Below are 24,176 nucleotides of genomic sequence, written 5' to 3' on the forward strand. Positions count from 1 at the left end.
GGGGAGGGGTTGGGGTGTTGTTGCTTTTCTTTCTTCTTTTTTTTTTTTTTTTTTTTTTTTTTTTTTTTTTTTTTTTTTTTTTTTTTTTTTTTTTTCCCCCCCCCCCCCCCCCCCCCCCCCCCCCCCCCCACTGCGCGGAGCGCACTACAGCCACTTCTGGCGTTTGAACACCACGTACAGCGCGCTGGAACAAATCACCATGGCGACCAGCGCGAGTGGATAGCCGAACTGCCATTTCAGTTCGGGCATGTCGTCGAAGTTCATGCCGTAGATGGCGGCGATCAGAGAGGGCGCGAAAAGTATTGCACCCCAGGATGAAATGCGCTTGACCTGTTCGTTCTGTTCCAGGCTGACCTGAGTCATGTTGCGCATTTCTTCGTTCTGCTGCTGCGCCACCATGGTGGAGTGCACGGTCATAGCGTTCTGCAGGTTTGACCGGAACGCCTCGATGCGGTCCGAGATGCGGATCGCGTGGTCCAGCACGTCGCGAAGATTGCGCTGCAATTCGACATCGACGTGATACTTGTCCGAACCGCGCTTGAGCGATTCGATCATGTCGACCAAAGGCTTTGCAGCACGATCGAATTCGGATACCTCACGCAACAGCGAATAGATTCGACGCGACACACTCGGATCGCCGGTGAACAGCTGATCCTCGATCTCGTCGATGTCGGTTTGCAACCCCTTGATGACAGGAACGTATTCGTCGACGACTTGATCGAGGATGCCGTAGAGGATCGCTTCTGGCCCCAGTCCGAGCAATTCGGGGGATTCCTCGAGCCGGTGGCGCACCTTGCCGAGTTCGGGTGATTCGGCGTGGCGAATGGTGACCACAAAATCTACGCCGAGGAAAATGTGCAATTCGCCGAATTCGACCTTTTCGGTCTCGTCGATATATCTGGCTGGGCGCAGTACGACGAAGAGCTGCTCGGCATACCGTTCGAGCTTCGGCCGTTGATGGGCCGCAATGGCGTCCTCCACGGCCAGTCGATGAAGCCCGAATTCGTTTGCCACAGCGTTGATTTCGCTGAGCTCGGGTCGGTAGAGGCCAATCCATGCCATTCCGTGGCGATCTCGCATGCACTCGAAAGTGATATCGAGGCTTTCGGGGTTCGCGGTTCGCTTCCCCTCCACGTAGACGGCGTTGTCGACGATCGGCACTTCGGGTCACCTCGGTTCGAGAAACAGACGTGCCGGACGGCACCCGATCGAGACTATCGTCTGAAACAACGAGGAGGCGCAGCAGCAAGTGCGTTTCGCGCACCTGCCCTAGGAGAGCGGCTGCCCGACGTCGATCCTGTTGCCGTCGGGGTCGCAGAATACGAAGCCCCGGAGCCCGTACTCGGCGTCGCGCAGACGTTTGACGATGCGGACGCCTCGGTCGATCAGATGGGTGTACAGGCCTGTGGCGTCGGCGACCATCAGGTGTGCCGCATTGTGGTGAGGTGCAGCTCGGCGTCATCCCGTCGCAGAATGGCAAATCCGGTTGGTGTGCCGTTGGTGAAGATCACCGCCATGCCGAGCAGGTCGCGGTAGAACTCGATCGAGCGCTGGATGTCGGTTACGGGGATCGTGGCCGCAATGCGTCCGAACTTCATGGCCTCGCTCATGGGCGTGCTCCTTGCACAGGGTCGGGCGGCGAGGCGGTGCTCGAGCGTCCCTGTCTCCGGGCGCGGTGGCCCCTGAACGAATTTTAGGCGATCCGACAGGCGTGTCTACCGCTGATCAGCAACGGTCATGCGTCGAGCTAGCCCTTGCCGACGATGACCAGAATGGACGCGTTTTCGCTGACCTTGGTTCCCGCCTGGAAATTCGTTCCGATCACGGTGGCGTCGGGGCGGTCGTAGTCGGTGGTGACGTTGGTGAAGCCGGCATCCGAGAGTGCCTGCAGGGCGTCCGATTCCGAGGTCCCTGCGACAGCAGGGATCGTGGCCCGATCCGGTGCGGCCTGGGCGATGGCACCGCCACCGAGTGAGAGGGCACCGGCTACGGCGATTGTGGCAATGGTCTTCTTGAATCCGATACGCATGATGTTCTCCTCGGTGAGGCGGAATCGCTGACAACACGACACTGCTCGCCGATGCTGAGTCGAGCCTCGGATGTTGCTGTCAAAACCCTGTCAGTGCCGTGACATGCTGATCCGATGCTTCTCGACGTGTTGGGCCTGATCGGTATCGCGGTGTTCGCCGCGTCGGGTGCCCTGGTCGGAGTGCATCGACGACTGGACCTTTTCGGGGTCTGCGTCGTCGGAATCACGACGGGTATCGGCGGTGGGATCATTCGTGATCTGCTTCTCGGAATCCACCCGCCGACGTCGTTGGACACGTGGCCGAACATCACCGTCGGCTTTTTTGCGTCGCTGGCGGTGTTCGTGGCTCATCGGCAGATGGGCAAGGTACGACGCGGCGTTCTGGTGCTCGACGCCTTCGGGATGGGACTGTTCGCGTCGACCGGTGCGACGATCGCGTTGGCTGCAGGCGGAAGCGCTCTGTCGGGAGCTCTCATCGGCACCACGACGGCGGTGGCCGGCGGCGTGATCCGAGACGTACTGGTCAACGAAGTGCCCCTGCTGCTGCATCGAGACCTGTATGCCTTGCCGGCGTTGCTCGGCGCGTCGACGGTCGTGTTCGCCGATGTTCTGGCACTGCCGGAGAACGTGGGACTGATAGTGGGAACAGTGCTTGCGACCGGGTTGCGTCTGCTTGCGCTGTGGCGGAAGTGGAACCTCCCGCTCGCACGGAACCTTCCGGTGCTCTAGGCGGAGTAGGTACCCCTCTCAGACAGATCTCAGTCGACCAGGACAAACTGTACGAATGCGGATATTGGTGGTCGACGACGATCGAGCGGTGCGTGAGTCGCTGCGTAGGTCGCTGACGTTCAACGGGTACACCGTGGACCTGGCGGTCGACGGGCTCGACGCGCTCGAGCAGGTAGCGGCGGGGCGGCCCGATGCGTTGGTACTCGACGTGATGATGCCTCGGCTCGACGGCCTCGAAGTGTGCAGGCGATTGCGCAGTGTCGGTGACGACCTGCCGATTCTCGTGCTGACGGCTCGGGATTCTGTGTCCGAGCGCGTCGCCGGTCTCGATGCGGGGGCCGACGATTACCTCCCCAAGCCGTTCGCGCTCGAAGAACTACTGGCCCGTCTGCGAGCGTTGCTACGGCGCACCGCGATGGAGGCGGGCATCGACTCGGAAACCATGACGTTCGCGGACCTGTCTCTGGACCCGGTCACCCGGGAGGTCTCGCGTGCCGAACGCTCCATCAGCCTCACCCGAACCGAATTCTCGTTGCTCGAGATGCTGATGACGAATCCACGCCGAGTCCTCACCAGAAGTCGAATCCTCGAGGAAGTCTGGGGCTACGACTTTCCGACGTCGGGCAACGCGCTCGAGGTGTATGTCGGCTATCTGCGCCGTAAGACCGAGGCCGAGGGGGAGTCGCGGCTGATCCACACCGTTCGCGGTGTCGGGTACGTCCTACGCGAAACGCCCCCGTGATGGTCGCTCCGTTCGGACGCAGGACGGCCGACGTCGGCGGAAGCTCGCCCACCGCGATGCGGCCGCCGACAGCAATGCGGCCGCCGACTCCTCTGACTCGGTCGGTGTCGTTGCGCTGGCGGGTGACGCTGCTGGCCGCCTCGGTCGTGGCAATTGCGGTCGCGGTCATGGCCATTGCCGCGTACACGGTTGTGTCGCGGGCGCTGTACGGCGATGTGGACACGCAATTGCGTTCTCGTGCATCGGCTTTGGCGGAGTCGACCCTGGTTTCGTACGATCCTCGCTTCGTTGCCGGTGCCACGTTGTACAGCACCGACGTGAGTGTGGCGCTGATCTATCCGGACATGTCGAGCTACAACCCGCCCGGGCCGAAGGTCCCGATCGGCGACGCCGAACTCGCCGTGGTGCGCGGAGATCAGGAATCGTCGCTGCGCACGCTCGACGATCAGCGAGTGCTGGCCATCCGCACCGAGGACGGCAGCACCCTCGTTGTCGCACAGCGGCTGTTGCCCACCGGAGAGGTGCTCGATCGTCTGGCGTGGGTTCTGCTCATCGTCGGTGGCTGCGGCGTGGTGTTGGCTGCCGGCGCAGGCATGGCTGTGGGCCGCACCGGTTTACGGCCGATTGCTCGATTGACAGCCGCAGCCGAACGAGTGGCGCGTACCGATGATCTGACGCCGATTCCGGTAACCGGTGACGACGAATTGGCCCGTTTGACAGAGAGTTTCAACACGATGCTCCGGGCGCTCGCCGAATCTCGCGGCAGGCAGAGCAGATTGGTCGCCGACGCAGGCCACGAACTGCGCACACCGTTGACATCGCTTCGGACCAACATGGAGTTGCTCATCGCGGCCGGCCGCCCCGGTGCCCCGTCCATTCCGGACGAGGACATGGCCGAACTGCGAACCGATGTGGTGGCGCAGATTCAGGAACTGTCCACGCTGGTAGGAGATCTGGTCGATCTGGCGCGTGAGGACGCACCGGAGACGGTGTTCGAGCGCGTCGACCTTGCCGATGCCGTCGAACGCAGCCTCGAACGAGCACGCCGACGCCGCAACGAAATCGACTTCGACGCAACGCTCATGCCCTGGTTCGTCTACGGCGACCAGGCGGGATTGTCGCGGGCCGTGTTGAACGTGCTGGACAACGCAGCGAAGTGGAGTCCGAGCGGCGGGGAAGTACGAATCGCTATGCGGCAGATCGGTGATGGTCTGCTCGAGTTGACGGTGGACGACGCGGGCCCAGGCATCCCCGAGGAAGATCGCGAGCTGGTGTTCGAGCGCTTCTACCGTTCCACGGCGTCGCGCTCGATGCCCGGAAGTGGCCTGGGGCTTGCCATCGTGCGACAGGTGGTCGTCAAACACGGCGGCACCATCGGGGTCGAGGTATCCGAACGCGGCGGTGCGCTCATTCGGATCGTGCTGCCGGGCGAAGGTGCCCCGGATCCGCAGTCACTCTCGGAAAACTGACAGCACTCTCGGCAAACTGATAGCCGGATCTCAGCGCGCTCTCAGTACCGCCCTGCACAGTGAGTAGCAAGAAGGCGGGCGGACCTCTGGGTCCCTACTGAAGGAAGCAGCAACGATGAGTGACGACCGTAACGAATCCGAACAGCCCGGACAGGGTGCCGGGTCCGAGCAGCATCCGGCAAACCGGGCTTCGGGCGGCGACGAGCAGAACTACTCGACCCAGCAGCATCCGACCCAGCAGTTCCCGTCACAGCAGAACGAACCCCACAACGCAGGGTCGCAACCGCCGCAGCAGGGTTACCCGCAGCAGTACGCCGGCTACGGACAGGGGGCCTACCAGCCCGGCTACGGGCCGTACGGCCAGCAGGGTCATCCCCAGGCGTCCATGCAGGCCCATGCGCAGCCGCAGCACGTTGCACCGCAGTCGAATTCGGCGCAGGGCACTGTGAAGACCCGGCCCGGTCGCTCGGCGCTGGTGGCCGGAGCCATCGCTCTCGTTCTGGTCGGCGGCGGAATCGGCGGCGCGGTCGGTGCGATCGCGACCAACAACGCCAACGGCAACGGGGGCGCAGTCAGCAATTCGTTGAACTCGACTGTCACAGCCGCGCAGCCGGCTGCGAACTTCCCCGACGGCTCCGTTCAGGCCGTCGCGAACAAGGTCCTCCCGAGCGTGGTGCAGATTCAGGTCAAGGGTTCGCAGGAAGAGGGTGAGGGCTCGGGCGTTATCCTCAGCAGCGACGGCTTGATCCTCACCAACAACCACGTTGCGACGGGCGCAGGCGCCAACGGCAAACTCACCGTTGCATTCTCGGACGGCTCGGTGGCCGACGCCACGATCGTCGGTGCCGACTCGGTGTCCGACATGGCCGTCATCAAAGCCGAGGGCAAATCCAATCTGACGCCCATCGAACTCGGTTCGTCGTCGAATCTCGAAGTGGGACAGCAGGTTGTCGCGATCGGTTCACCGCTCGGCTTGGCGGGCACCGTCACCACCGGCATCGTGTCGTCACTCAACCGGCCGGTGTCGACTTCCGGTGAGTCAGGCAATCAGAACTCGGTGATCGACGCCATCCAGACCGACGCTGCAATCAACCCGGGCAACTCCGGTGGTGCGCTCGTCAACACCGACGGCCAGCTGATCGGTATCAACACCGCAATTGCCACACTCGGCGGCAGCGAGGGATCCGGTACGCAGAGCGGCTCGATCGGGCTCGGGTTCGCGATCCCGGTGGATCAGGCAAAGCGCATCGCCGACGAGCTGACCACCACAGGCAAGGCGACCCAGGCCATGATCGGGGTTCAGGTGCCGTCGAAGGACGATGCCAACGGCGCGACCGTCGTCGAGGCCACCGAGGGTGGTCCGGCGGCGTCGGCAGGAATTCCGAAGGGCGCGGTGATCACCAAGCTCGACGATCGGATCATCTCGAGCGGTGACGCGTTGATCGCGGCGGTCCGCTCGCACGCTCCCGGAGACTCGGTCACTGTCACCTACACCGACGGCGGTAGCGAGAAGACGGCCAAGGTGACGCTCGGAACGGCGGACCCGGCCCCGGCTCAGCAGCAGCCTCAGACGCAGCAGCAGGAACAGCAGTTGCCCTTCCAGATCCCGTCCTTCCCGGGCGGTCGCTGATGTTGCGGGAAGCGGGCAGGCACGGGACGGTTGCAACGATTTATGCACAGCGTGAGCCGGGTGGAGGCCTTACTACTACGGTGAGCGGTATGGAACTCGACGCACCACTGGCAGGGCGCGCGTTGGTCGTCATCGTGGATGACCGGACTGCGCACAGCACCGAGAAGGATTCGACGGGACCTCTCGTCACCGAACTGTTGACCGAGGCAGGTTTTCTCGTCGACGGCGTTGTTGCAGTGACCGCCGACGAAGTAGACGTGCGAAACGCTCTCAACACAGCGGTGATCGGTGGAGTCGATCTGGTGGTGTCGATCGGCGGCACTGGTGTCTCGCCGCGCGACGTGACCCCCGACGTCACCGCTGAGGTACTCGATCGTGAGATTCCGGGTATCAGCGAGGCGTTGCGTTCGTCGGGTCTGGCAGCAGGCTCGCTGGACGCGGGGTTGTCGAGAGGCTTGGTCGGCGTGTCGGGCAGCACTCTGGTGGTCAACCTGGCGTCGTCGCGGGCAGCCATTCGCGACGGCATGGCCACGCTGACGCCATTGGCGAGCCAGGTCATCGCCGAACTGTCGGGGCTGGACGCGTAGCGACACCGATGAACGAGCCGAACGACGATCGATCGGCCGAAGACGAAGCGAGCCGGGCCCGAGCAGAACGGGCCCGGCTCGCTCGCATATTCGGCGAGGTGCTCCCCGAGACGACTGGGGACGAGCGAAGCGACGGCCCGGATGCGGACTCGAGCGGTTCGCAGTCGGACGAATGGTTGAAGCAGCAGCGACCACCTCATTACTTTTGATGTGATCCACGACACATTTTTTTGGCTGGAATGACAGGTCTGTTAGTTACTCGTTTACCTAGCGTTAGCGAGCTACCCGTTGGTAGCTTCGGACGGCAAGGCCCAAAACGGGCGTAGCGGACGCCGAGCAGACCGGACTATTCGGCCGATCGGGACATGGCGATGGCGGAGTATTCCCACATCAGGGTTGGTTTTTTTGAATGAGGCAGATGTAACAGTTCGACGCCTCCGAGAGATGCTGTGACTCTGGTTATCGCTAACACTGCTGTGAAAGTTGTTCACGCCGCCGAAACACATCACGAGTCGGCAACGTTTGGGGGCCGATCGTAGGGATTGTCACGGTCAGGCATCTCCTCTAATGTTCCCCTCAGCTTCCAAGGATCAGGGCGTGGGACCAACCGGTGCCGCGCCCTTCATCTCGGAACTGTTGGATCGAGGATGTGGCCTTCACGGCTCCATCCGGCTCGGGCTCGCACACACCGTTGCGTGCGATCTAGTTCGAGGGTGAAAGCCACAAGCTTCCCCGTGCGACACCGCGCTGGGACTGAACATGATGAGGAATAAATGACGGAGATCCAGAAGTCGCGGCGCAGCCGGGGACTCAAGTCCATGAGCGTCGCAGTTGCTGCCAGCGCTTCGGTAGTCGGCCTGGTGCTCGGTACCGGAACCGCTTCCGCCGCTGTCGACAGCTCCAACACGGTCGTCGACCGTGACGGCAACACCATCACGGTGACGCTGTCCGACACCTTCATCCAGGGCGTTCCTTCGCTCGACGGAAACCCGCTCACCCGCGAGTGGTTCGCAAATGGCAAGGCAAGCTGGGACGTCACCGGACCGTCTGCTGATGACTTCGAGGGCGACGTCAAGATCGGGTACCAGATCGGGTACCCGCTCAGCATCGGCGGCTCTGTCACCATCGAGTGGGCTTCGCCTACTCTCGGATTCGACATTGGTTCCGGCAACGAGTCCGGCGGTGAAATCAAGCTCATCAACCCCGAGGTTGATGGCGACGGCAACACAACCGGTAACTACCTCGATCCCTCTGTCAGCCTTGGCGGCAAGGGCACCTCGACGTCCGGCCTCGGTTTCCACGCTGACCTGATCCCGCAGGCCACCGCCTCCATCGCGCTGGAGAACGGCCCCGGAATCGTTCAGTCCGAGTCTGCTGCACTGCCGATCAACGACGGCGTCACCGGCTCCGGCTCCGAGGGTGTTGGCAAGAGCGGCTCCATCCAGGTCGCGAACCTGCACGGCACTGCTACCGGCATCCTGGGCAACGTCTCGGTTCGTCCGTACGTCGCAGTCACCAGCGCACAGGGTGACGTCGCAGTCACCTACGGCGTCCCGGTTCGCTTCAACTGATCTTCGATCAGGAGTAGCTGGATGAGCTAGTTTCATCCGCCAAGTTTTGGACCAGTTCAGGCCCGTACGGATAACTCCGTACGGGCCTGAACTATGTTCGGCACGTATCGTTCGACTTTTCCAGAGAGGCACTGAACAAGAGATGCACTCCAAAGCCCGTTTCACCGTTGTTGCCGCAGGAGCGGTCCTTGCTCTCGGTCTTGCCGCCGGTTGCAGCAGCGACGACGCTGCGGCGTCCGGTGAAAATACCGACGTCTGCAACACGTTCGCCTCCGACCACAACGCATTCGTGGCGCTGGTTGCGGCTGGACCAGGGTCGGCCGAGAACGTCGAGAAGTGGACTGCTGACAAGCAAGCCGCGATCGACAAGGTGAAAGCGTTGCCCAGCACTGCGTCAGGTGACGTTGCAAGCTCGCTCACGACATTCACCGATGCGTTGCCTGCGGACACCCTCGAGCTCTCTGCCCCCGATGGCCAATCCGGTAAGGCCTTCGTCGACAACGGCGCAGCAGTGAAGTCTGTGTGCGAGGCGGACGGCACGACGATCACCCTCGACGCGCTTCCGCTGTCGACGTTCACCAACTGATCGCCTGACGGGCCTCTCGGTCTGTCCCATCACCACCCCACCAACGAATGAATGTGCCAGTCACGCACTCAGAGTGCGTGACTGGCACATTCATTCGATAAGGGGCCCACCAAGCGCGGGCGAGCGAGATGTCAGTCCTTCGAGTGCTTACCTAGGTCGGGGGAGGAGGAATCGATTGCTTCTCCGCTACCGCCGGTGGTGTCGGCGGCCGTCGAAAGTTTCTGTCCCGCTGCGGTTCCGCCCGCGAGGATGTCGCGGATCTGCACCAGCACGTCGACGTCGCTCAGTTCCTTCTCCGGCTGGCTGACGAAGCGCTTCTTCGCGGTGTTCACCGGCAGGATCAGCACGAAGTAGACAACCGCGGCGATGATGATGAAGTTGATGATCGCCGTGATCACCGCCCCGACGTTGATGAACGTCGCGGAATTACCGCTCGAAATTTCGATGCCCCATCCCAGTTCGTTGCTGCCGCCGACGGCCGCGACGAGGGGGTTGATGATGTTGGTGGTGAATGCGGTGACGATGGCGGTGAATGCCGCACCGACGACCACTGCAACTGCGAGGTCCACGACGTTGCCGCGCAACAGAAAGTCTTTGAAGCCCTTCAGCATGAGCCCTTCTCCCAACGTTCGGTATGTTCTGTCTCGTCAGACGTTAACCCAGATCGTCGTACTGCGGCCGGTGTGAATCGCCAGTAACGGGGCCTTTCAGTGCAGCGTGACCGTCAGTGCGCTGACCAATGACGCGGCGGCCACCGTCGTCGCGTCGTTGGTCGGTAACGCGAGCAGCACCACGCGATCTCGCTGTCGACTCCCTCCGGCGTCGGCGGAGACGAGTACGACCACGGCTCCAGACGCCAGCACTCGGGCGGCGGGGACGGCGTTCGGGTCTTCCTGTACCTCGACGGTCAACACGTCGACCTGATCACCTTCGCGCAGCAGGTCGCTCACCCCGGCGTCCGCGAGATGCACCGGTACGACGCGTGCCTCGGTCCCCAGCGCCGTCGTGGCGGTCCGAGATCCGAGTAGGCGTACGTCGGTGAGCAACTCGCCCGCTCGTACCGGCCCGGTAAGCGTCTGGCCGTCCACCGCAGCCGTATCGATCAGTGCGCCCTCGGGAACACTGGCCGAATCCCAGTCGCTGACGACCACATCGGCCGGCGTCAGAACCGTCCCGGGTGTCAGATCGCGTCCTGCGGTGATCACCTCTACTCGGTCGTCGCCGGCGGCGTCGTCGACGAACAAGACCGCTGCGAGTGCCACCAATGCGCCTGCCGCCACCCGCCGGAACTTCGGGGAGCCGACCCACGCCGGCCGGAGGGTGATGCGATCGAGCAGAGTCGAGTCGAGTCGGTTCTTACGAGCGGTCATGCTGGAACGCTATCGCCGACGAGGGCACTTCGAACGCCGAAAAGGCCGGGCTGTGGATAACGGCCCGGCCTGTGGATGAAGCGGGAAGCTACTGGCTTGCAGCAGCTTTCGTGGTGGAAGACGAAGACGAGGAGCTCGACGACGACGAATCGGAAGATTTCTTCTCGGCCGGCTTGGAGTCGGACTTGGACTCGGACTTCGAGTCCGACTTCGCGGCGGCAGCATCGGACTTCTTCTCGCCTGCGCCCTCGCTCGAGGTGCTCGAGCCGCCGCGACTGTCGGTGCGGTAGAAGCCGCTGCCCTTGAAGACGATGCCGACGGAATTGAACAGCTTTCGAAGCTTGCCGGAGCATGCCGGGCACACCGTCAACGTGTCGTCGGTGAAGGACTGGACGATGTCGAAGCGGTTGTCGCACTCGGTGCATGCGTATGAGTAAGTGGGCATCGTGATTCCTCCGCGCTGGTCACCGAGGAGATTGGCTGCTCTGCGAGCCGAGGCCGAACACCGCCGGTGTCTTATCTGTTCGTCGAAACTGGGAGAGCATTAGCACTCTACAGTCAGGAGTGCCAACCAATCGAATCGGAACGTTATTCCGTACCCAAGCGTACGAGTCCGCCGCTGGGGGTCAACGCGTGCGTCACCCTTCGGTCGTGTGGCTCGTCCGGTAGTCGATCCACCACTTCGCTGTCGCGCACCACTGCGACCAGCATCGTGTCGGGTCCGCACAGGTCGAGTGTTCGGTCGTAGAACCCCGCGCCGCGGCCGAGTCTGACGCCACGCCGATCGACGGCCAGCGCCGGAATCAGCACCAGCGAACAGGCCGAGACGGCATCGGGATCGAGGATCGGTCCGGACGGCTCGAGCAGGCCGAAGGGTGCGGCCACCAGCGATTCGCTCCCGGAGTACGTCACCCAGCGCAACGGTCCCGGCTCGTGCGCACTCGGAAGCAAGACGGTGGAGCCGGCCGCGGCCATCGCGTCGAGCATCTCGATCGAACCCGGCTCCCTGCCGACCGGCACGTACGCCGCTACCGACGGGTGTTCGGCCGCCAACTCGGCCACGGCATGGCAGAGTGCGGAGGACTCCACCGCGCGCTGCGCATCGTCGAGCAGTCGGCGTTCGGCGAGGACATGTGCCCGCCAACGATCCTTGGGCGTGTTCTCCGAGAATTCGGGAACGTTCACAACGGTTCACTCACCCTTCCTGTGCAGTCGATCAACGATATGCACTCGGAGGTAGAACGCAGCACACGGCGAGCAGATCACCAGAAACCATGGATAGGGTGAGCACCATGACAGAAGCCGTTACCGCGACGACCGCCGCCACGCCTGTGCATTTCCGCACGGCCATCGTTCCTGCCGCAGGCATGGGTACCCGGTTCCTGCCGGCCACGAAAACCGTTCCGAAGGAACTGCTTCCGGTCGTCGACACACCAGGTATCGAACTCGTCGCCGGAGAAGCGGCGGATTCCGGTGCACAGCGGTTGGTCATCGTCACCTCACCCGGCAAGGACGGTGTCGTCGCCCACTTCGTCGAGGATCTTGTTCTGGAAAAGAAGCTCGAAGCGAGCGGCAAGCTCGAAATGCTCGAAAAGGTGCGCGTCGCGCCCAAACTCCTCGACGTGCAGTCGGTCATCCAGCACGAACCTCTCGGACTCGGGCATGCCGTCGCCTGTGCCGAAGAAGCCCTCGACGACGACGAGGATTCGGTCGCAGTTCTTCTTCCCGACGATCTGGTGATGCCGCGGGGTGTGCTCGACGTCATGGCTCGCGTGCGCGCCAAGCGCGGCGGCTCGGTGCTGTGCGCCATCGAGGTTCCCGACGACAAGGTCTCCTCCTACGGCGTCTTCTCCGTCGAGATCGTGCCCGACGCGGTCAACCCGAACGTCCTCAAGGTCACGGGTATGGTCGAAAAGCCCAAGCAGGAGGACGCCCCGTCCAACCTGGCTGCGGCGGGCAGGTACCTGCTCGACCGCGCAATCTTCGACGCTCTGCGACGGATAAAGCCCGGTGCCGGCGGCGAGCTGCAGCTCACCGATGCCATCGCGCTTCTCATCGAAGAAGGCCATCCCGTGCACGTGGTGGTGCACCGCGGATCGAGACACGACCTCGGAAATCCCGGGGGATACCTGCGCGCTGCGGTTGACTTTGCTCTACAACGTGACGATTACGGCCCAGCGCTGCGCGAATGGCTGAACGAACGCTTGAGCGACAGCTGGGCACCGGAACTGACCACGTACGAATAGCATCGCGGGTCGATGCCATAGAGGAAGGGCCAGATGCGCTCGGTCGAAGATCAGCAGACCAGGGTGACCGCCGCGGCGGTGGCTCCACGGCCTGTTCGGGTCGCCATCTCGGAAGCACAGGGCCTGCTGTGTGCCGAAGAAGTGGTCACCGAGCGTCCCCTTCCCGGTTTCGATCAGGCGGCGATCGACGGCTACGCAGTGCGCAGCGTGGACGTGGCAGCGGCCGGTACGGATCTGCGCAACGAGGAAGACGAGCGCATCGACCTGACGCTGCCCGTCGTCGGGGAGGTGTCCGCCGGGTCGCGTCAACCCATCCGGTTGCAACCTCGTCAAGCGGTACGCGTCGACACCGGCGCACCACTACCTACCCTGGCCGATGCGGTGCTGCCGCTGGATCGCACCGACAGCGGTCGAGCCCGCGTCAAGGTGTTCCGTCCGGTGCGCTCGGGTGACTACGTCCGCAAGATCGGCGACGACGTCCAACCCGGCGACGTGGCTGTTCGTGCAGGCACGATCATCGGTGCCGCTCAGGTCGGATTGCTCGCAGCGGTCGGCCGCGACAAGGTGCTGGTGCATCCGCGTCCCCGGTTGTCGGTGATCTCCGTGGGCGGTGAACTGGTCGACACCGATCGGACCCCCGGGCCCGGACAGGTGTACGACGTCAACTCCTACGCACTTGCCGCCGCAGCGCGCGACGCCGGAGCCGACGTCAACCGCGTCGGGATCGTCAGTACCGATCCCAAGCGTCTGCGCGAGGTGGTCGAGGGCCAATTGATCCGATCCGAGATCGTCGTCATCGCCGGGGCAGTGGGCGGCGGCGCGTCGGACGGTGTGCGGGAGGCGCTCGGTGAGCTCGGCGACATGGAGGTCGAACGAGTCGCCATGCACCCAGGTTCGGTTCAGGGCTTCGGCCAACTCGGACGCGACGAAGTACCTACCTTCTTGCTGCCGGCGAACCCCGTCAGTGCGCTGGTGGTGTTCGAGGTGATGGTGCGTCCGTTGATTCGCATCGCGCTCGGTCGACGACAGCCGATGCGTCGGACCGTCACGGCGCGAACCGTAGCGCCGATCACCTCGATCGAGGACCGCAAAGGATTTCTTCGGGGTCAACTCATGCGCGACGAGGGCACGGGCGAGTATCTGGTTCAGGCGCTCGGGGGCGCGCCGGGATCGTCGTCGCATCTCCTCGCGACCCTGGCCGAGGCAAACTGCCTGGTCGTCATCGATCCCGAAATCACGGAAATCCGCACCGGCGAAGAAGTGAAGGTCTCGTTCCTCGCTCAGAGAGGCTGACGCCAGTGGCACGTTCGAGCGCCGCGGAGGGCACATAACCACGCCACTGTGCGTAGCGCATACCATCGACGGATGCCGCGAACGTGGTCGAGCCACCCAGGTTGGCCGGCGAAATTGGGTCCTGTCAGAGTGGACGGCGGAACCGTGACGGTACGCCCGGTACGGATGCGAGACGCGGCAGCCTGGAGCCGGATTCGCACCGAAGATCGCGCGCACCTCGAGCCCTGGGAACCCAGCGGCGAGGGCAGCTGGAATTCACGGCACCACATCTCTTCCTGGCCCACCCTGTGTTCGGGCCTCAAGTCCGAGGCTCGCAAAGGGCACATGCTGCCCATGGTCATCGAGGTCGATGGCGAATTCTGTGGTCAGATCACCACCGGAAACATCGTTCGCGGCGCATTGCGGTCCGCGTGGATCGGCTACTGGGTGTCCAAGGACGTCAACGGTAAGGGCGTCGCTACGGCAGCCCTCGCGCTCGGACTCGACCACTGCTTCGGCCCCGTCGGACTCCATCGCGTCGAAGCGACGGTGCGACCGGAAAACCTCGCCAGCCAGGCAGTGCTGCGCAACGTCGGGTTCCGCGAAGAAGGTCTGCTCTACAAGTATCTCGACGTCGACGGTGAATGGCGCGATCACAAGCTCGTGGCCATCACCTCCGGTGAAGTACAGGGAACCGTCGTCGATCGATTGGTTCGTTCGGGACGGGCCGCATGGGCCTGATATCTCCCGAGAAAATGGCACTCCTGTTGTCAAAGTGACAGGAGTGTAATTCGGGTCGGCGCGTCTGCGTGGTTCTTGCACCTCCTCCCCATAGCCTGATGTCGTCACGACTGTCGCCGTTGCCCAAGGGAGGAGAACATCGCCGATGCCGAACTCGATCATCTGGATCGGTCTCGTTGCCGTCTGGCTCTTCGTTCTTCTTCCCATGCTGATGACCAAGCGTCCCCAGATCATGCAGACCACGGACGCGGCGCTCGCCACGCGCGTGCTGCATCGGGGTGGCACCAAGCGAAAGCAGCGCGGCCCAGCGACCGGCCACCGCAGCGATCCTGACTGGCGGCCGGAGGACGACCTTCGAGTCTCCGCGCCTGCCCGTGAGATCTTCGGCCCGACACTGGCGACTGTTCGTATCGACTCACCCGATCTACCCGGTACCGCGGAGGACCCGATGGACACTCACGCAGCAGAGAACGATCTCGAACGCGACGCACCGGTTCAGGAACCAGCGCGCGAGAGATCAGCCGCGCACGAGCCCGGTGTCGTCGACGACGACTTCGTGCCTCGCCGACGCGGCCGCGGCGGTTTCGATCCCGAGGCGGACGCGATCGCCCGCGCTGCGCGGTATGCCTTCCGGCAGCGCGCAGTACTGGGTCTGGTTTTCGCCGCGATCACCACAGCGGCATTGGCGTTCATCATTTCTCCGACGATCTGGTGGCTGTGCGGTCTGTCCGTTGCCGTCCTCGTCGGTTACCTGTACTACCTGCGTAGGCAGGTGCAGATCGAGGAAGAGGTGCGCCGGCGACGGCTCACCCGAATGGGCCGGTCCCGGCTCGGGGTGGAGTCGGAGACCGACGAAGAGCTCGAGCTCGTCCCGCAGCGACTACGTCGACCCGGCGCAGTTGTGCTCGAGATCGACGACGAGGATCCCGAGTTCGAGCATCTCGACCACTACGACGAGCCGTTCCAAGCCAGCCGTGACGACGACCGGAACTTGCGCCGGGCGCAGGGCGCGTAGCGGCCGTCCGACACGGCTTTGCTAGAGTTACCCAGCCGGTCTAGATGACGGCAAAGGGGCTGTGGCGCAGTTGGTAGCGCGTCTCGTTCGCATCGAGAAGGTCAGGGGTTCGATTCCCCTCAGCTCCACACCGCAATCGATTACAGGCCCGATCGACACCATCGATCGGGCCTGTTTTTGCGTTCCAGACGTCCCCATCTTTCCGAGCTGCGTGTGTGTCGCTCGGTCGGCTCAGTGCGCACAGCTAAGGTTTTGCTCATGCGCGGTTGGCGAGGATACGTAGCCGACGACGTCTTATGGGCTGTGTTCCAGGTGCGGCAGTCGGCCGTGGTGGCGTTGGCCAACTGCCCGCTTCTGCCCGCGATACTCCGCGGACGTGCGCTACGGGGAGCGCGTGTGCGGGGAGGTGCCCAGGCGCTCGTCTACGGCGGTCAGATGGTCCAGGGGCGAGGCGTGCTTCGTCTGGGTGCCGGGGTGTTCGTCAATTACGGCTGCTACTTCGACACGGTGGCGAACATCGATATCGGTGACGGGGTCTTTCTTTCCGATCATGTACGCGTGTTGACCAGCACGCACGAGGTGGGCGCTCCGACTCGACGGGCAGGGCGCTTGGTGGGCAGGCCGGTGACGATCGGATCGGGAACCTGGGTGGGCTCCAGTGCCGTCATCATGCCGGGCGTACGCGTCGGCTCGGGCTGCATCATCGGTGCCGACTCTCTGGTGACCAAGGACTGTGATCCCGACGGGGTCTACGTGGGCAGTCCGGCGAGACGAATCCGAACCCTGAACGATTAGTCGGCTCACTGCGGTCAAACCGGCCGAGTACCCGTTTTATTGTTGTTCGAGTGAATCGAAGTACGTTCGGTGATCGTCAGTCGTAATTCATATTGTTTATCACGCATAAATCGACGAATTATCTTTCCGCAATATTGAGGTAGCATCAGATCCGTCCGCGGCTCGTATTTCGGGACTAACGAATTCTGCAATCGAATCGAGCCACACGATTGCCTAAACAATTCGTCAGGGGTTGGCACGGGTGAACACTCTTTCGATCGTTGTTCCTGCATTCAACGAGTCCGCCCACTTGGGTGAATGCTTGGATGCACTGCTCGAGCAGCAAGAACACATTCACGAAATCATCGTCGTCGACAACAACTCCACCGATGACACCGCCGAAATCGTGCTCGACCGCCGACGTCGATTTCCGATGGTGAAACTCGTGGCCGAGTGCGAGCGGGGAGTCGTGCATGCACGAAATGCCGGATTCGATCACGCGAGCGGATCGATCATCGGACGCATCGACGCCGACACCCACGTCGGCGCAGGCTGGGCGAAATCGATTCTGGACTTCTTCGATCGACGGCTGGACTACGCCGCGGTGACCGGACCGATCTTTCTCTACGACTCGCCCTGGGCTGCTCCTTACCGGGCCTTCGTCAAGTACACGACCAAGCGAAAGCCCGATGAGCTGCGGGTATCTGCAGCGTCCGGCAACAACTTCGCCATTCGTCGCTCTGCCTGGGAGGCGGCCCGCGACCGAGTGAGTTTGCGAACCGACCTGCACGAGGACATCGATCTTTCGCTGTGCCTCTACCACGTCGGGCTGCACATCGCACAGATCAAGACGATGTGTGTCGAGGTATCGGGGCGTCGACTGCTCACACCGCCACTCGAATACCGCCACTACGTACTCAGTTCCTATCGGACCTGGGCGTTCCACAGCCTGGCGGGTAAGTCGCTACGTCGTTTGTTGGTCGCGGATATGATCCTGCACACTGTTCATTGGCCGCTGACGCGCATGTTGTCCACATGCGATTCGCGCATTCTCCCGGTTTCGCATTCCGACTCGAGCGATACATCCGACCGGCATCTGTCCGCCATTCGCGAAGATCGATTTGCGGCCGCCTCCGGGAAGTGAATTCTCGGTTGCCCGACGATGAATAACAGCACTGTAATAAGTCGTCGATTTCTCAGCAATCGATAAACCCTGGGGCAATATCCACAAAGTCCGTTTCGCCCGAAAATCAGGGCGATGAAGTTGTCGGTCTCAGGCGTGAACGAGGTCGAGGCCGCACCAATTCTCGTGGCCCAGATAGTCGAGCAACGCAGACTCGGCGGGACCGGAAGGCGAGCGGACGCTTGCGCGAACGGCATGCGACACCGGCGGATCGAGCGGGCGCGCAAGGTGCCCGTATCCCGGTGGCACGGCTGAGGCCGGTATCAGTGTGACGCCCAGACCCTCCGAGGCCAGCTTGACTGCAGTGGCCAGTTGGGATGCGCGCGCGACCGTCGATACGGACAACGAGTGCGAGCGAAGTGCGTGCGTGATGACGTCGTCGCGAGCACTGCCCCGTCGCAGTCGAACCCACGGCGCAGACGCCAGTTCAGTCAGCGTCAGTACTTTCCTGGTCAACAGCGGATGTCCTTCGGACAGTACGACGACATACGATTCGTCGCCGATGACCGTGGCGTCGGGGTCGTAGTGGCCGTAGTCGCTGGAGAGCACCAGGTCTGCCTCGCCGGTGCGCACCAAGCGGTCGATGGCCTGGGGGTCCGACTCCTCGTACAGGGTCACCTCGAGGCGGGGATACCGTCGCCGCAACTCTCCGATGGCTCGCGGGAGTTGGCACATCCCCAGTCCGGTTTCCACGACGACGACCAGCTCGCCGGCAACTGTGCCTGAGCACGCCGTCGCAGCGGCGCGAGCGCGGCGAGCGGCGGACACCGCGATCGAGGCCTCCTTGACGAAGGCGCGTCCGGCGACGGTGAGGCTCAGTCCGCGGGAGGTCCTGAGGAACAGTTCCACGCCGAGTTCCTTCTCCAGCGACCTGATCTGTTGCGAGATCGACGGCTGAGCGACGCGGAGCTTCTCGGCCGCCGCGGTCACCGACCCCTCCTCGGCCACGGCGAGTGCATATTCGTACTGGCGGATGCTCATTCGCCGTCTCCTATAGGGATTGTCTATACAGCGCACTGCAAATTCGTCTTTGATCCTATACCGATTCGGTTCTAGCGTCGTCGGCATGACGTCCACCATGTATGCCCATGTGCAGCAGCGATCTCTACTGTCGCCCCCTGTCCTGTTGCTCGCCGCCGTCGCATTCGTGATCGGAACAGCAGAGTTCGTGGCCATCGGCCTCGTTCCTCAGCTGGCCCGGGATCTGAACACCACCGTCGGTGCCGCCGGGCTCACCGTCACTGTGTATGCGCTCTCGGTCGGAATTCTCGCCATCCCACTGGGCCTCGCCCTGGCGCATCGTCATCCACGCGCACTGCTGACCGCGCTTCTGTTCGTATTCGCGGCGGCGAACCTGGTTGCGGCAGCGGCGCCCGGGCTTCCGCTGCTTCTGATCGGACGCATTGCGTCCGCGGCGACGCAGGGAGTCGCGCTCGGCGTTGCCGTCAGCACCGTCACCACCTTCGTTGCGCCGGAGGCGCGCGGAAAAGCTGTGTCTCTGGTCTTCGGGGGTCTGATGAGCGCGATGTTCCTCGGGGCACCGATCGGCACTTATCTCGGCGGGGTTGCCGGGTGGCGTGCAGTGTTCGTGGCGCTGGCCGTGCTCGGAGCGGTGCTGGCGGCGGGTCTGTGGACCGTTCTGCCGCGTCGAATCGAGGGTTCGGGAGTACGTGGGGGCATCCACCAACTCCGGGTGGTCACCGTGCCCGGCGTTCTCGGCTTGCTGGGAGTGGCCGTCGGGATTCTGCTCGTGTCCAACTTCTTCTTTCCCTACCTCGGTGTCTACCTCGAACAGTCGGCCGGGATGGGATCCGGCGGCATTTCGATGGGGCTGGGGGTATTCGGCGTAGCGGGATTGCTGGGCAATGCCATCGGGGGCTACCTGGGCGGACGGGCCGATACGTTCTGGGTGACCGTGCTCGCCGTGATTGCGATGGTCGCGGTGGCCGCGCTCGCACTGTCCGGTGGCTCCGCGGCGGTGGTGTTTCCCGCGCTGGCGGTGTGGGGTGCCGCGCAGATGGCCGCGCTTCCGATCGTGACCACTGCGGTCGTAGCACTGGGCGGGGGGTTCGCCGCGACGCTCAACGTCGCGTTGGTCAACCTCGCCATCGCTGCAGGGGGGTTCGTCGGTGGCACCTTCGCGGCGTCCGCGATCGACCTGCTGCCATGGCTGAGCGTCGGTGGCTTCGGGCTGGTCGTCGCGGTGCTGGCGGCTCGACACCTGAGAGCGCCCGAAGCCTCGGCTGTGCGTGCAGAAGTTGGTTAGCAATCGAAACGGGCTGACGGTATGGTTGATCGATTGACGATCGACCTGCCCGTCGGGCCGGTAGATTGACGGGCGATATCCTCGACCGGACCGGTTCCGAGCACAGGATCTGCCCCTGCAACTTCTCTTTGGAGTACGAATGTCGTTCGAGATCGTCGACCTCCCTGAAACGTGGGTTGCCGGTCTTCCAGTCCGCAGCCCCAAACGGGCACTGGGCAGGCTCAACGACCCCGCTTTGGATCAGGCCTGGTCTGCCGTGCTCAATCAGGACACGTCGGGACCGTTGGCTTCGATTTATACCGACTTCGCCCCCGGTATCGGCTCTTACAACACACAGATAGTCGGTTATTTGTGTTCCTCGCTGGGTCAGGTTGCGCGAGGGCATCTCGTCGCGAAAGTCCCTGCTGCGAAATATGCACGATTTTCTGCAGTGGGGTATTTCCCCGAGGTTCTCACCCGACTGTGGACTCAGATCGATCATGCGGAGGAACAGGGTGAGATAGTGCGATCGTTCACCGGCGATTACGAGTGCTATCCGCACGCATACAAAATCGATCTCTATCTGGCGATCACTGTGCCCGGTGGTTCGTCGTGAGCTTTCGAGTGACAGCGCGCAGTGCGGAACTGTTCAGTGGATTGGTAGCGCCGAGGGTGGACGCCGGTGCCGAATCCAGCGGTAGCGAATGGATGCGATTCTTGCGAGATCGCGTGCGCGAGAAGCACATCGGCGCGAACGAAGTGAGCACGGTTTACGTTCCGGATCCGCACGGCACGGTCAATGCAGTCGTCGCTGTTTCGGTCGATTCTCCCGCTGACGTCGATGCGGGGGATGTATTCGTTTCAATACCGACCGGTGTGTTTGCAGTATTCACACCGAGTGGTTCTTTGGCGGACCCTGTCGAGGACGTGTGGGCTCAGGTCGACGACTGTGTGGCGTCCGGGGTAATTTTTCGGGCATACAAAGAGGAAGTAGAAGTCGTTACAAAATCTGGGGAAGTGGAACTTTTCATTTCAATAGTTTTGTAAACGGAACCTTCTTCACGCAATTGTCACTTTCGAATCACAAAGTCACCATCGAACCGGTTACTATTGTCGAGCGCAGTCGGCCCGATTGGGCGTCGTCAATTCGGCTCTCATGCCGTCGGTCGACGGGCAGGCAGCGTGGACAGGGCGTCGATGTCATCGCAAGGTCGACAGAGCAGGGGTGCAGCAACATGGTGAGACAACTCAGAGCAGAAGCAACGCGCGCAGCCGCACTACGCGCCGCGGCAGATCTCTTTCTCGAGGTGGGGCACGCAAATGCCACCCTCAGTCAGGTTTCTGCGCAATCCGGCGTGACCAAGGGGGCGTTGTACTTCCACTTCGCGTCCAAGGAAGAGCTGGCCCGCGCGATCGTCGACGAAGGCCACGAGCGGGTGTCCACCGCGTGTGCAGGCCTGGTCGACAGCCGTAGCCCGGCACTCGAATCCGTCATCGGAATCTCGTACTCCGTGCTCGAGCTCGCGGCCTCGGATCCTTTGGTTCGAGTCATGTACCGGTTGCAGATGGAGATCGACGGTTCCGACACCGCGCGTGGCAGTGTGTTCGGTACGTGGGGAAACATTTTCGAGCATCTTTTCGAGCGAGCGATCGAGCACGGCGACGTTGCCGATCACCTGGATGCGGGCAACGCAGCATTGCTGGTGTGCGAGATGCTCGCCGGGGTCTTGATGGTGTCCGAGGCGCAGTCACGTCTCGAAGATGCACCCGCACGGATGGAAAAGGTATGGAACACCGTGCTCCCTTCGCTCGTGCCCGCCGACAAGCTCGCCTACTTCCGTGAGTTCGCAGCACGGAGTCTGTCCAGTTTCGTGCGCGAGAACATCACTTCTGCATCCGTCACCGTCTGAGCAGTTTCGCACCGAGAAATATCGTGATCGGGTAGTGCTTGCCGGGCTTCCGCATGCCGGGCACACTGTGTGACATGGAACACACTGCTCAGAAATCGAGAATGTCGGACAACGAACTGCGGAAAGCGATCGGCACATTGCAGCAGCGCGCGGACGACGCGCGCAAACGCGGTGCGGACGACGACGCTGCGCGTATCGAGCACACCATTGCCGACTACCGAGACGAGATGTCGCAAAGATTGTGACAACCCTGCCGGTCGTCACCGCGTAGGGTCGAAATCGAACTGAACGTGGCAACCGGTGGGGGATACAGGCTTCGATGGCTACATACGATCTGCGCGGAAAAAAGACGTTGATCACGGGCGCGGGCAGCGGAATCGGTCGGGCGACGGCCATCGCTGCCGCAGAGGTGGGAGCGGAGCTCTTCCTCACCGATATCAACGGCCCAGGACTGGCCGAGACAGTGGACATGGTCGGTCGCGCGGGCGGTACCGTCAGCCACTCGCTGCCCTTCGATGTGTCCGATTTCGAGGCGGTCACCGCGTTCGCGGACGACATCCATGCCGAGTTCGGCAACCTCGACGTCGTGATGAACATCGCCGGCATCTCGGCGTGGGGAACCGTCGAGAACCTCGAGCACCGGCACTGGAAGTCGATGGTCGACGTCAATCTCATGGGGCCGATTCACATCATCGAGAAGTTTCTGCCGCCCATGGTCGAGGCCGGACGCGGCGGTCATCTGGTCAACGTCTCGTCCGCGGCCGGATTGATTCCTCTCCCATGGCACGCTGCGTACAGTGCAAGCAAATACGGCCTGCGCGGAGTGTCCGAGGTGCTCAAGTACGACCTCAAGCGCCATGGAATCGGCGTCAGCCTGGTCGTTCCGGGCGGCGTCAAAACCGGTCTCGTGGACACACTTCAGATTGCCGGCGTCGACCGGGACGATCCGCGCGTGCAGAAGTTGCAGCATCGATTCGAGAAGCGTGCCGTCGAACCGTCCGTGGTCGCCGATGCCATCCTCACCGGAATCGCCAAGCGCAAGTACCTCGTGTACTCCTCCAACGACATCAGGTTCGGTTACTGGATGGCCCGCAAGTTCGCGCCGCCCTACGAGTTCGTGCTGCAGCGCGCCAACGATCAATTTTCGAAGTTGCTGGTGCCGCGTCGCGTGGAGGGGTCGTCGAAATCGACATCCAGCGTGCGCGCACCCGGACCCGAATGAGAGAGCTCGTCGTGCGGATTGGCCAGAGCGCAACCGGCAAGAGATAGACATCCGCAGCCGATACACCCGGTCAGGTTGTCGCGCAGCCTGGTCAATTGTTCTATCCGAGAATCGAGTTCGCGATGCCATCGCGTCGAGAGGCGGGCCCAGTCCTCGCGCGTCGGCGTCCGTTCGTCCGGAAGCTCGCTCAGTGCCTGCCGGATCTCGGCCAGCGGAATTCCGACCTTCTGTGAGATACGGATGAACGCCACGCGTCGCAAGGTCTCGCGGTGGAACCTGCGCTGATTGCCCGTGGTTCGGCGGCTGGTGATCAGCCCCTGTTTCTCGTAGAAGTGGAGCGCAGACACGGCAACGCCACTGCGCTCGGAGAGTTGGCCTGGAGTCAGCTCACGAACGTTCCACTCGGGCATCGGCACGACCTCGACATTACTTCAGGTCTTGCCTTCCCGCACGAGTTGCTCACCGAGGCCGTCGAGGTCAGAGAACGGTGTGCACCTTGTCGGCAGGCCGCGCCAGCACGGTTCCCTTCTCTGTCACCACAATCGGGCGTTCGATGAGAACCGGATGCTCGATCATCGCGGCGATCAACGTGTCGTCGTCCGCGGATCCGAGGCCCAACTCCTTGTAGATGCTCTCGCGGGTGCGAACGGCCTGCCGGGGTTCGAGACCGGCGTCGGCAAGCAGGGTGCGGAGCTCGTCCTCGGTGGGCGGCGATTCGAGGTATCGGACCACTCGCGGGGTGACGCCCGCTTCCTCGATCAATTTCAACGCGGTACGAGAGGTAGTGCACCGGGGATTGTGATAGATGGTCGCGGTCAGGGTCATGTTTGCGATCCTGCCACGCGGGTAGCCCAG

The 24,176-nt window shown here is 62.9% G+C and carries 28 protein-coding genes, 1 tRNA gene and 1 pseudogene; 20 read left to right on the top strand and 10 right to left on the bottom strand.

All coding sequences use genetic code 11. From position 1 onward, the window contains the following. Positions 1 to 144: 144 nt before the first annotated feature. The 3 genes and pseudogenes from corA to ACQR3T_RS00925 all read right to left on the bottom strand — a co-directional run bounded on the left by corA (position 145) and on the right by ACQR3T_RS00925 (position 2,029). Positions 145 to 1,161, bottom strand: a complete 1,017-nt coding sequence (corA, locus tag ACQR3T_RS00915; RefSeq protein ID WP_317805091.1) for a magnesium/cobalt transporter CorA — start codon at positions 1,159 to 1,161, stop codon at positions 145 to 147. Positions 1,162 to 1,269: 108 nt separating this feature from the next. Beyond that, a pseudogene (locus tag ACQR3T_RS00920) lies at positions 1,270 to 1,610 on the bottom strand (VOC family protein). 137 nt (positions 1,611 to 1,747) lie between these two features. Then, positions 1,748 to 2,029, bottom strand: coding sequence for a PASTA domain-containing protein (locus ACQR3T_RS00925; protein ID WP_428692245.1), 282 nt, complete (start codon positions 2,027 to 2,029; stop codon positions 1,748 to 1,750). 114 nt (positions 2,030 to 2,143) lie between these two features. Here ACQR3T_RS00925 and ACQR3T_RS00930 point away from each other — a divergent pair, with 114 nt between their 5' ends. From ACQR3T_RS00930 to ACQR3T_RS00960, 7 genes are all read left to right on the top strand, one after another. After that, positions 2,144 to 2,758, top strand: coding sequence for a trimeric intracellular cation channel family protein (locus ACQR3T_RS00930; protein WP_428692246.1), 615 nt, complete (start codon positions 2,144 to 2,146; stop codon positions 2,756 to 2,758). A gap of 55 nt (positions 2,759 to 2,813) precedes the next feature. Then, positions 2,814 to 3,500 (top strand): response regulator transcription factor, encoded by a 687-nt coding sequence (locus ACQR3T_RS00935; RefSeq protein WP_032377306.1) that lies wholly within the window; start codon positions 2,814 to 2,816, stop codon positions 3,498 to 3,500. Beyond that, positions 3,500 to 4,969 (top strand): ATP-binding protein, encoded by a 1,470-nt coding sequence (locus tag ACQR3T_RS00940; RefSeq protein WP_428692247.1) that lies wholly within the window; start codon positions 3,500 to 3,502, stop codon positions 4,967 to 4,969. Before ACQR3T_RS00935 ends, ACQR3T_RS00940 begins: the two co-directional genes overlap by 1 nt. Positions 4,970 to 5,084: 115 nt before the next feature. Continuing rightward, positions 5,085 to 6,599, top strand: a complete 1,515-nt coding sequence (locus ACQR3T_RS00945; protein ID WP_428692248.1) for a S1C family serine protease — start codon at positions 5,085 to 5,087, stop codon at positions 6,597 to 6,599. A gap of 89 nt (positions 6,600 to 6,688) precedes the next feature. Beyond that, a complete protein-coding gene (locus ACQR3T_RS00950; protein WP_032377304.1) occupies positions 6,689 to 7,186 on the top strand; it encodes a MogA/MoaB family molybdenum cofactor biosynthesis protein in 498 nt (165 codons plus the stop codon). A 773-nt stretch (positions 7,187 to 7,959) separates the two neighbouring features. Then, on the top strand, positions 7,960 to 8,757 hold the full coding sequence (locus ACQR3T_RS00955; protein WP_428692249.1) for an MspA family porin: 798 nt from the start codon (positions 7,960 to 7,962) through the stop codon (positions 8,755 to 8,757). Positions 8,758 to 8,899: 142 nt separating this feature from the next. Next, the gene (locus ACQR3T_RS00960) at positions 8,900 to 9,343 is read left to right on the top strand and encodes a hypothetical protein (RefSeq protein WP_428692250.1); all 444 of its coding nucleotides are present in this window, start codon (positions 8,900 to 8,902) and stop codon (positions 9,341 to 9,343) included. Positions 9,344 to 9,474: 131 nt separating this feature from the next. On the opposite strand, the gene mscL is transcribed toward ACQR3T_RS00960, so the two are convergent. The 4 genes from mscL to ACQR3T_RS00980 all read right to left on the bottom strand — a co-directional run bounded on the left by mscL (position 9,475) and on the right by ACQR3T_RS00980 (position 11,898). After that, positions 9,475 to 9,954, bottom strand: coding sequence for a large conductance mechanosensitive channel protein MscL (mscL, locus tag ACQR3T_RS00965; RefSeq protein WP_428692251.1), 480 nt, complete (start codon positions 9,952 to 9,954; stop codon positions 9,475 to 9,477). Positions 9,955 to 10,050: 96 nt separating this feature from the next. Beyond that, positions 10,051 to 10,713, bottom strand: a complete 663-nt coding sequence (locus ACQR3T_RS00970) for an SAF domain-containing protein (RefSeq protein WP_428692252.1) — start codon at positions 10,711 to 10,713, stop codon at positions 10,051 to 10,053. Positions 10,714 to 10,801: 88 nt separating this feature from the next. After that, entirely contained in the window at positions 10,802 to 11,158 is a 357-nt protein-coding gene (locus ACQR3T_RS00975) for an FmdB family zinc ribbon protein (protein WP_032377299.1), read from the bottom strand. A 143-nt stretch (positions 11,159 to 11,301) separates the two neighbouring features. After that, positions 11,302 to 11,898 carry a 5-formyltetrahydrofolate cyclo-ligase gene (locus ACQR3T_RS00980; RefSeq protein WP_428692253.1) on the bottom strand — a complete coding sequence of 199 codons (597 nt, stop codon included), beginning with the start codon at positions 11,896 to 11,898 and terminating at the stop codon, positions 11,302 to 11,304. A gap of 107 nt (positions 11,899 to 12,005) precedes the next feature. Here ACQR3T_RS00980 and ACQR3T_RS00985 point away from each other — a divergent pair, with 107 nt between their 5' ends. The 7 genes from ACQR3T_RS00985 (at position 12,006) to ACQR3T_RS01015 (ending at position 17,905) form a co-directional block, all read left to right on the top strand. Then, positions 12,006 to 12,959 (top strand): UTP--glucose-1-phosphate uridylyltransferase, encoded by a 954-nt coding sequence (locus ACQR3T_RS00985; RefSeq protein ID WP_032377297.1) that lies wholly within the window; start codon positions 12,006 to 12,008, stop codon positions 12,957 to 12,959. Between the two features lie 33 nt (positions 12,960 to 12,992). Further along, a complete protein-coding gene (gene glp / locus ACQR3T_RS00990; RefSeq protein WP_428692254.1) occupies positions 12,993 to 14,252 on the top strand; it encodes a molybdotransferase-like divisome protein Glp in 1,260 nt (419 codons plus the stop codon). 72 nt (positions 14,253 to 14,324) lie between these two features. Further along, positions 14,325 to 14,972 (top strand): GNAT family N-acetyltransferase, encoded by a 648-nt coding sequence (locus ACQR3T_RS00995; RefSeq protein WP_428692255.1) that lies wholly within the window; start codon positions 14,325 to 14,327, stop codon positions 14,970 to 14,972. Between the two features lie 145 nt (positions 14,973 to 15,117). After that, complete coding sequence (sepX, locus tag ACQR3T_RS01000; protein WP_032377294.1) at positions 15,118 to 15,987, top strand: divisome protein SepX/GlpR; 870 nt, start codon at positions 15,118 to 15,120, stop codon at positions 15,985 to 15,987. Positions 15,988 to 16,042: 55 nt separating this feature from the next. Beyond that, positions 16,043 to 16,115 (top strand) — tRNA-Ala (locus ACQR3T_RS01005). Positions 16,116 to 16,245: 130 nt separating this feature from the next. Beyond that, entirely contained in the window at positions 16,246 to 16,782 is a 537-nt protein-coding gene (locus ACQR3T_RS01010; protein WP_428692256.1) for an acyltransferase, read from the top strand. A gap of 241 nt (positions 16,783 to 17,023) precedes the next feature. Continuing rightward, complete coding sequence (locus tag ACQR3T_RS01015) at positions 17,024 to 17,905, top strand: glycosyltransferase family 2 protein (protein ID WP_428692257.1); 882 nt, start codon at positions 17,024 to 17,026, stop codon at positions 17,903 to 17,905. 129 nt (positions 17,906 to 18,034) lie between these two features. On the opposite strand, the gene ACQR3T_RS01020 is transcribed toward ACQR3T_RS01015, so the two are convergent. Beyond that, positions 18,035 to 18,925 carry a LysR family transcriptional regulator gene (locus tag ACQR3T_RS01020; RefSeq protein WP_037175413.1) on the bottom strand — a complete coding sequence of 297 codons (891 nt, stop codon included), beginning with the start codon at positions 18,923 to 18,925 and terminating at the stop codon, positions 18,035 to 18,037. Between the two features lie 85 nt (positions 18,926 to 19,010). Here ACQR3T_RS01020 and ACQR3T_RS01025 point away from each other — a divergent pair, with 85 nt between their 5' ends. From ACQR3T_RS01025 to ACQR3T_RS01050, 6 genes are all read left to right on the top strand, one after another. Then, positions 19,011 to 20,210 carry an MFS transporter gene (locus ACQR3T_RS01025; RefSeq protein ID WP_428692258.1) on the top strand — a complete coding sequence of 400 codons (1,200 nt, stop codon included), beginning with the start codon at positions 19,011 to 19,013 and terminating at the stop codon, positions 20,208 to 20,210. A gap of 139 nt (positions 20,211 to 20,349) precedes the next feature. Beyond that, on the top strand, positions 20,350 to 20,805 hold the full coding sequence (locus ACQR3T_RS01030) for a GyrI-like domain-containing protein (protein WP_032377291.1): 456 nt from the start codon (positions 20,350 to 20,352) through the stop codon (positions 20,803 to 20,805). Beyond that, positions 20,802 to 21,236 carry an effector binding domain-containing protein gene (locus ACQR3T_RS01035; protein WP_242459024.1) on the top strand — a complete coding sequence of 145 codons (435 nt, stop codon included), beginning with the start codon at positions 20,802 to 20,804 and terminating at the stop codon, positions 21,234 to 21,236. Before ACQR3T_RS01030 ends, ACQR3T_RS01035 begins: the two co-directional genes overlap by 4 nt. A 188-nt stretch (positions 21,237 to 21,424) precedes the next feature. Then, entirely contained in the window at positions 21,425 to 22,099 is a 675-nt protein-coding gene (locus ACQR3T_RS01040; protein WP_032404301.1) for a ScbR family autoregulator-binding transcription factor, read from the top strand. A 74-nt stretch (positions 22,100 to 22,173) separates the two neighbouring features. Beyond that, positions 22,174 to 22,344 (top strand): hypothetical protein, encoded by a 171-nt coding sequence (locus tag ACQR3T_RS01045; RefSeq protein ID WP_165430185.1) that lies wholly within the window; start codon positions 22,174 to 22,176, stop codon positions 22,342 to 22,344. A 74-nt stretch (positions 22,345 to 22,418) separates the two neighbouring features. Continuing rightward, positions 22,419 to 23,321 carry an SDR family oxidoreductase gene (locus ACQR3T_RS01050; RefSeq protein WP_428692259.1) on the top strand — a complete coding sequence of 301 codons (903 nt, stop codon included), beginning with the start codon at positions 22,419 to 22,421 and terminating at the stop codon, positions 23,319 to 23,321. On the opposite strand, the gene soxR is transcribed toward ACQR3T_RS01050, so the two are convergent. Together soxR and arsC are read right to left on the bottom strand one after the other, a co-directional pair. Beyond that, a complete protein-coding gene (gene soxR, locus ACQR3T_RS01055; RefSeq protein WP_080730484.1) occupies positions 23,237 to 23,737 on the bottom strand; it encodes a redox-sensitive transcriptional activator SoxR in 501 nt (166 codons plus the stop codon). The two genes, ACQR3T_RS01050 and soxR, sit on opposite strands and share 85 nt — an antisense overlap. Positions 23,738 to 23,798: 61 nt before the next feature. Next, positions 23,799 to 24,146 (bottom strand): arsenate reductase (glutaredoxin), encoded by a 348-nt coding sequence (gene arsC, locus ACQR3T_RS01060; RefSeq protein WP_428692260.1) that lies wholly within the window; start codon positions 24,144 to 24,146, stop codon positions 23,799 to 23,801. Positions 24,147 to 24,176: the final 30 nt, after the last annotated feature.

Origin of the sequence: Rhodococcus sp. IEGM1428, from assembly GCF_050321865.1 — a bacterium.
In the GTDB taxonomy this organism is placed as follows: Bacteria; Actinomycetota; Actinomycetes; order Mycobacteriales; family Mycobacteriaceae; genus Rhodococcoides.

Excerpts from the sequence above, each read along its gene's own strand:
- ACQR3T_RS01050 (WP_428692259.1), top strand. The coding sequence starts at position 22,419 with ATGGCTACATACGATCTGCGCGGAAAAAAGACGTTGATCACGGGCGCG.
- ACQR3T_RS00925 (WP_428692245.1), bottom strand. The coding sequence starts at position 2,029 with ATGCGTATCGGATTCAAGAAGACCATTGCCACAATCGCCGTAGCCGGT.
- ACQR3T_RS00975 (WP_032377299.1), bottom strand. The coding sequence starts at position 11,158 with ATGCCCACTTACTCATACGCATGCACCGAGTGCGACAACCGCTTCGAC.
- ACQR3T_RS00995 (WP_428692255.1), top strand. The coding sequence starts at position 14,325 with ATGCCGCGAACGTGGTCGAGCCACCCAGGTTGGCCGGCGAAATTGGGT.
- ACQR3T_RS00955 (WP_428692249.1), top strand. The coding sequence starts at position 7,960 with ATGACGGAGATCCAGAAGTCGCGGCGCAGCCGGGGACTCAAGTCCATG.
- sepX (WP_032377294.1), top strand. The coding sequence starts at position 15,118 with ATGCCGAACTCGATCATCTGGATCGGTCTCGTTGCCGTCTGGCTCTTC.
- ACQR3T_RS01010 (WP_428692256.1), top strand. The coding sequence starts at position 16,246 with ATGCGCGGTTGGCGAGGATACGTAGCCGACGACGTCTTATGGGCTGTG.
- ACQR3T_RS00935 (WP_032377306.1), top strand. The coding sequence starts at position 2,814 with ATGCGGATATTGGTGGTCGACGACGATCGAGCGGTGCGTGAGTCGCTG.
- ACQR3T_RS01040 (WP_032404301.1), top strand. The coding sequence starts at position 21,425 with ATGGTGAGACAACTCAGAGCAGAAGCAACGCGCGCAGCCGCACTACGC.
- ACQR3T_RS00960 (WP_428692250.1), top strand. The coding sequence starts at position 8,900 with ATGCACTCCAAAGCCCGTTTCACCGTTGTTGCCGCAGGAGCGGTCCTT.
- ACQR3T_RS00930 (WP_428692246.1), top strand. The coding sequence starts at position 2,144 with ATGCTTCTCGACGTGTTGGGCCTGATCGGTATCGCGGTGTTCGCCGCG.
- mscL (WP_428692251.1), bottom strand. The coding sequence starts at position 9,954 with ATGCTGAAGGGCTTCAAAGACTTTCTGTTGCGCGGCAACGTCGTGGAC.
- ACQR3T_RS00945 (WP_428692248.1), top strand. The coding sequence starts at position 5,085 with ATGAGTGACGACCGTAACGAATCCGAACAGCCCGGACAGGGTGCCGGG.
- ACQR3T_RS00950 (WP_032377304.1), top strand. The coding sequence starts at position 6,689 with ATGGAACTCGACGCACCACTGGCAGGGCGCGCGTTGGTCGTCATCGTG.
- ACQR3T_RS00970 (WP_428692252.1), bottom strand. The coding sequence starts at position 10,713 with ATGACCGCTCGTAAGAACCGACTCGACTCGACTCTGCTCGATCGCATC.
- ACQR3T_RS01030 (WP_032377291.1), top strand. The coding sequence starts at position 20,350 with ATGTCGTTCGAGATCGTCGACCTCCCTGAAACGTGGGTTGCCGGTCTT.
- glp (WP_428692254.1), top strand. The coding sequence starts at position 12,993 with ATGCGCTCGGTCGAAGATCAGCAGACCAGGGTGACCGCCGCGGCGGTG.
- arsC (WP_428692260.1), bottom strand. The coding sequence starts at position 24,146 with ATGACCCTGACCGCGACCATCTATCACAATCCCCGGTGCACTACCTCT.
- ACQR3T_RS01020 (WP_037175413.1), bottom strand. The coding sequence starts at position 18,925 with ATGAGCATCCGCCAGTACGAATATGCACTCGCCGTGGCCGAGGAGGGG.
- ACQR3T_RS01025 (WP_428692258.1), top strand. The coding sequence starts at position 19,011 with ATGACGTCCACCATGTATGCCCATGTGCAGCAGCGATCTCTACTGTCG.
- ACQR3T_RS00940 (WP_428692247.1), top strand. The coding sequence starts at position 3,500 with ATGGTCGCTCCGTTCGGACGCAGGACGGCCGACGTCGGCGGAAGCTCG.
- ACQR3T_RS00985 (WP_032377297.1), top strand. The coding sequence starts at position 12,006 with ATGACAGAAGCCGTTACCGCGACGACCGCCGCCACGCCTGTGCATTTC.
- ACQR3T_RS01045 (WP_165430185.1), top strand. The coding sequence starts at position 22,174 with ATGGAACACACTGCTCAGAAATCGAGAATGTCGGACAACGAACTGCGG.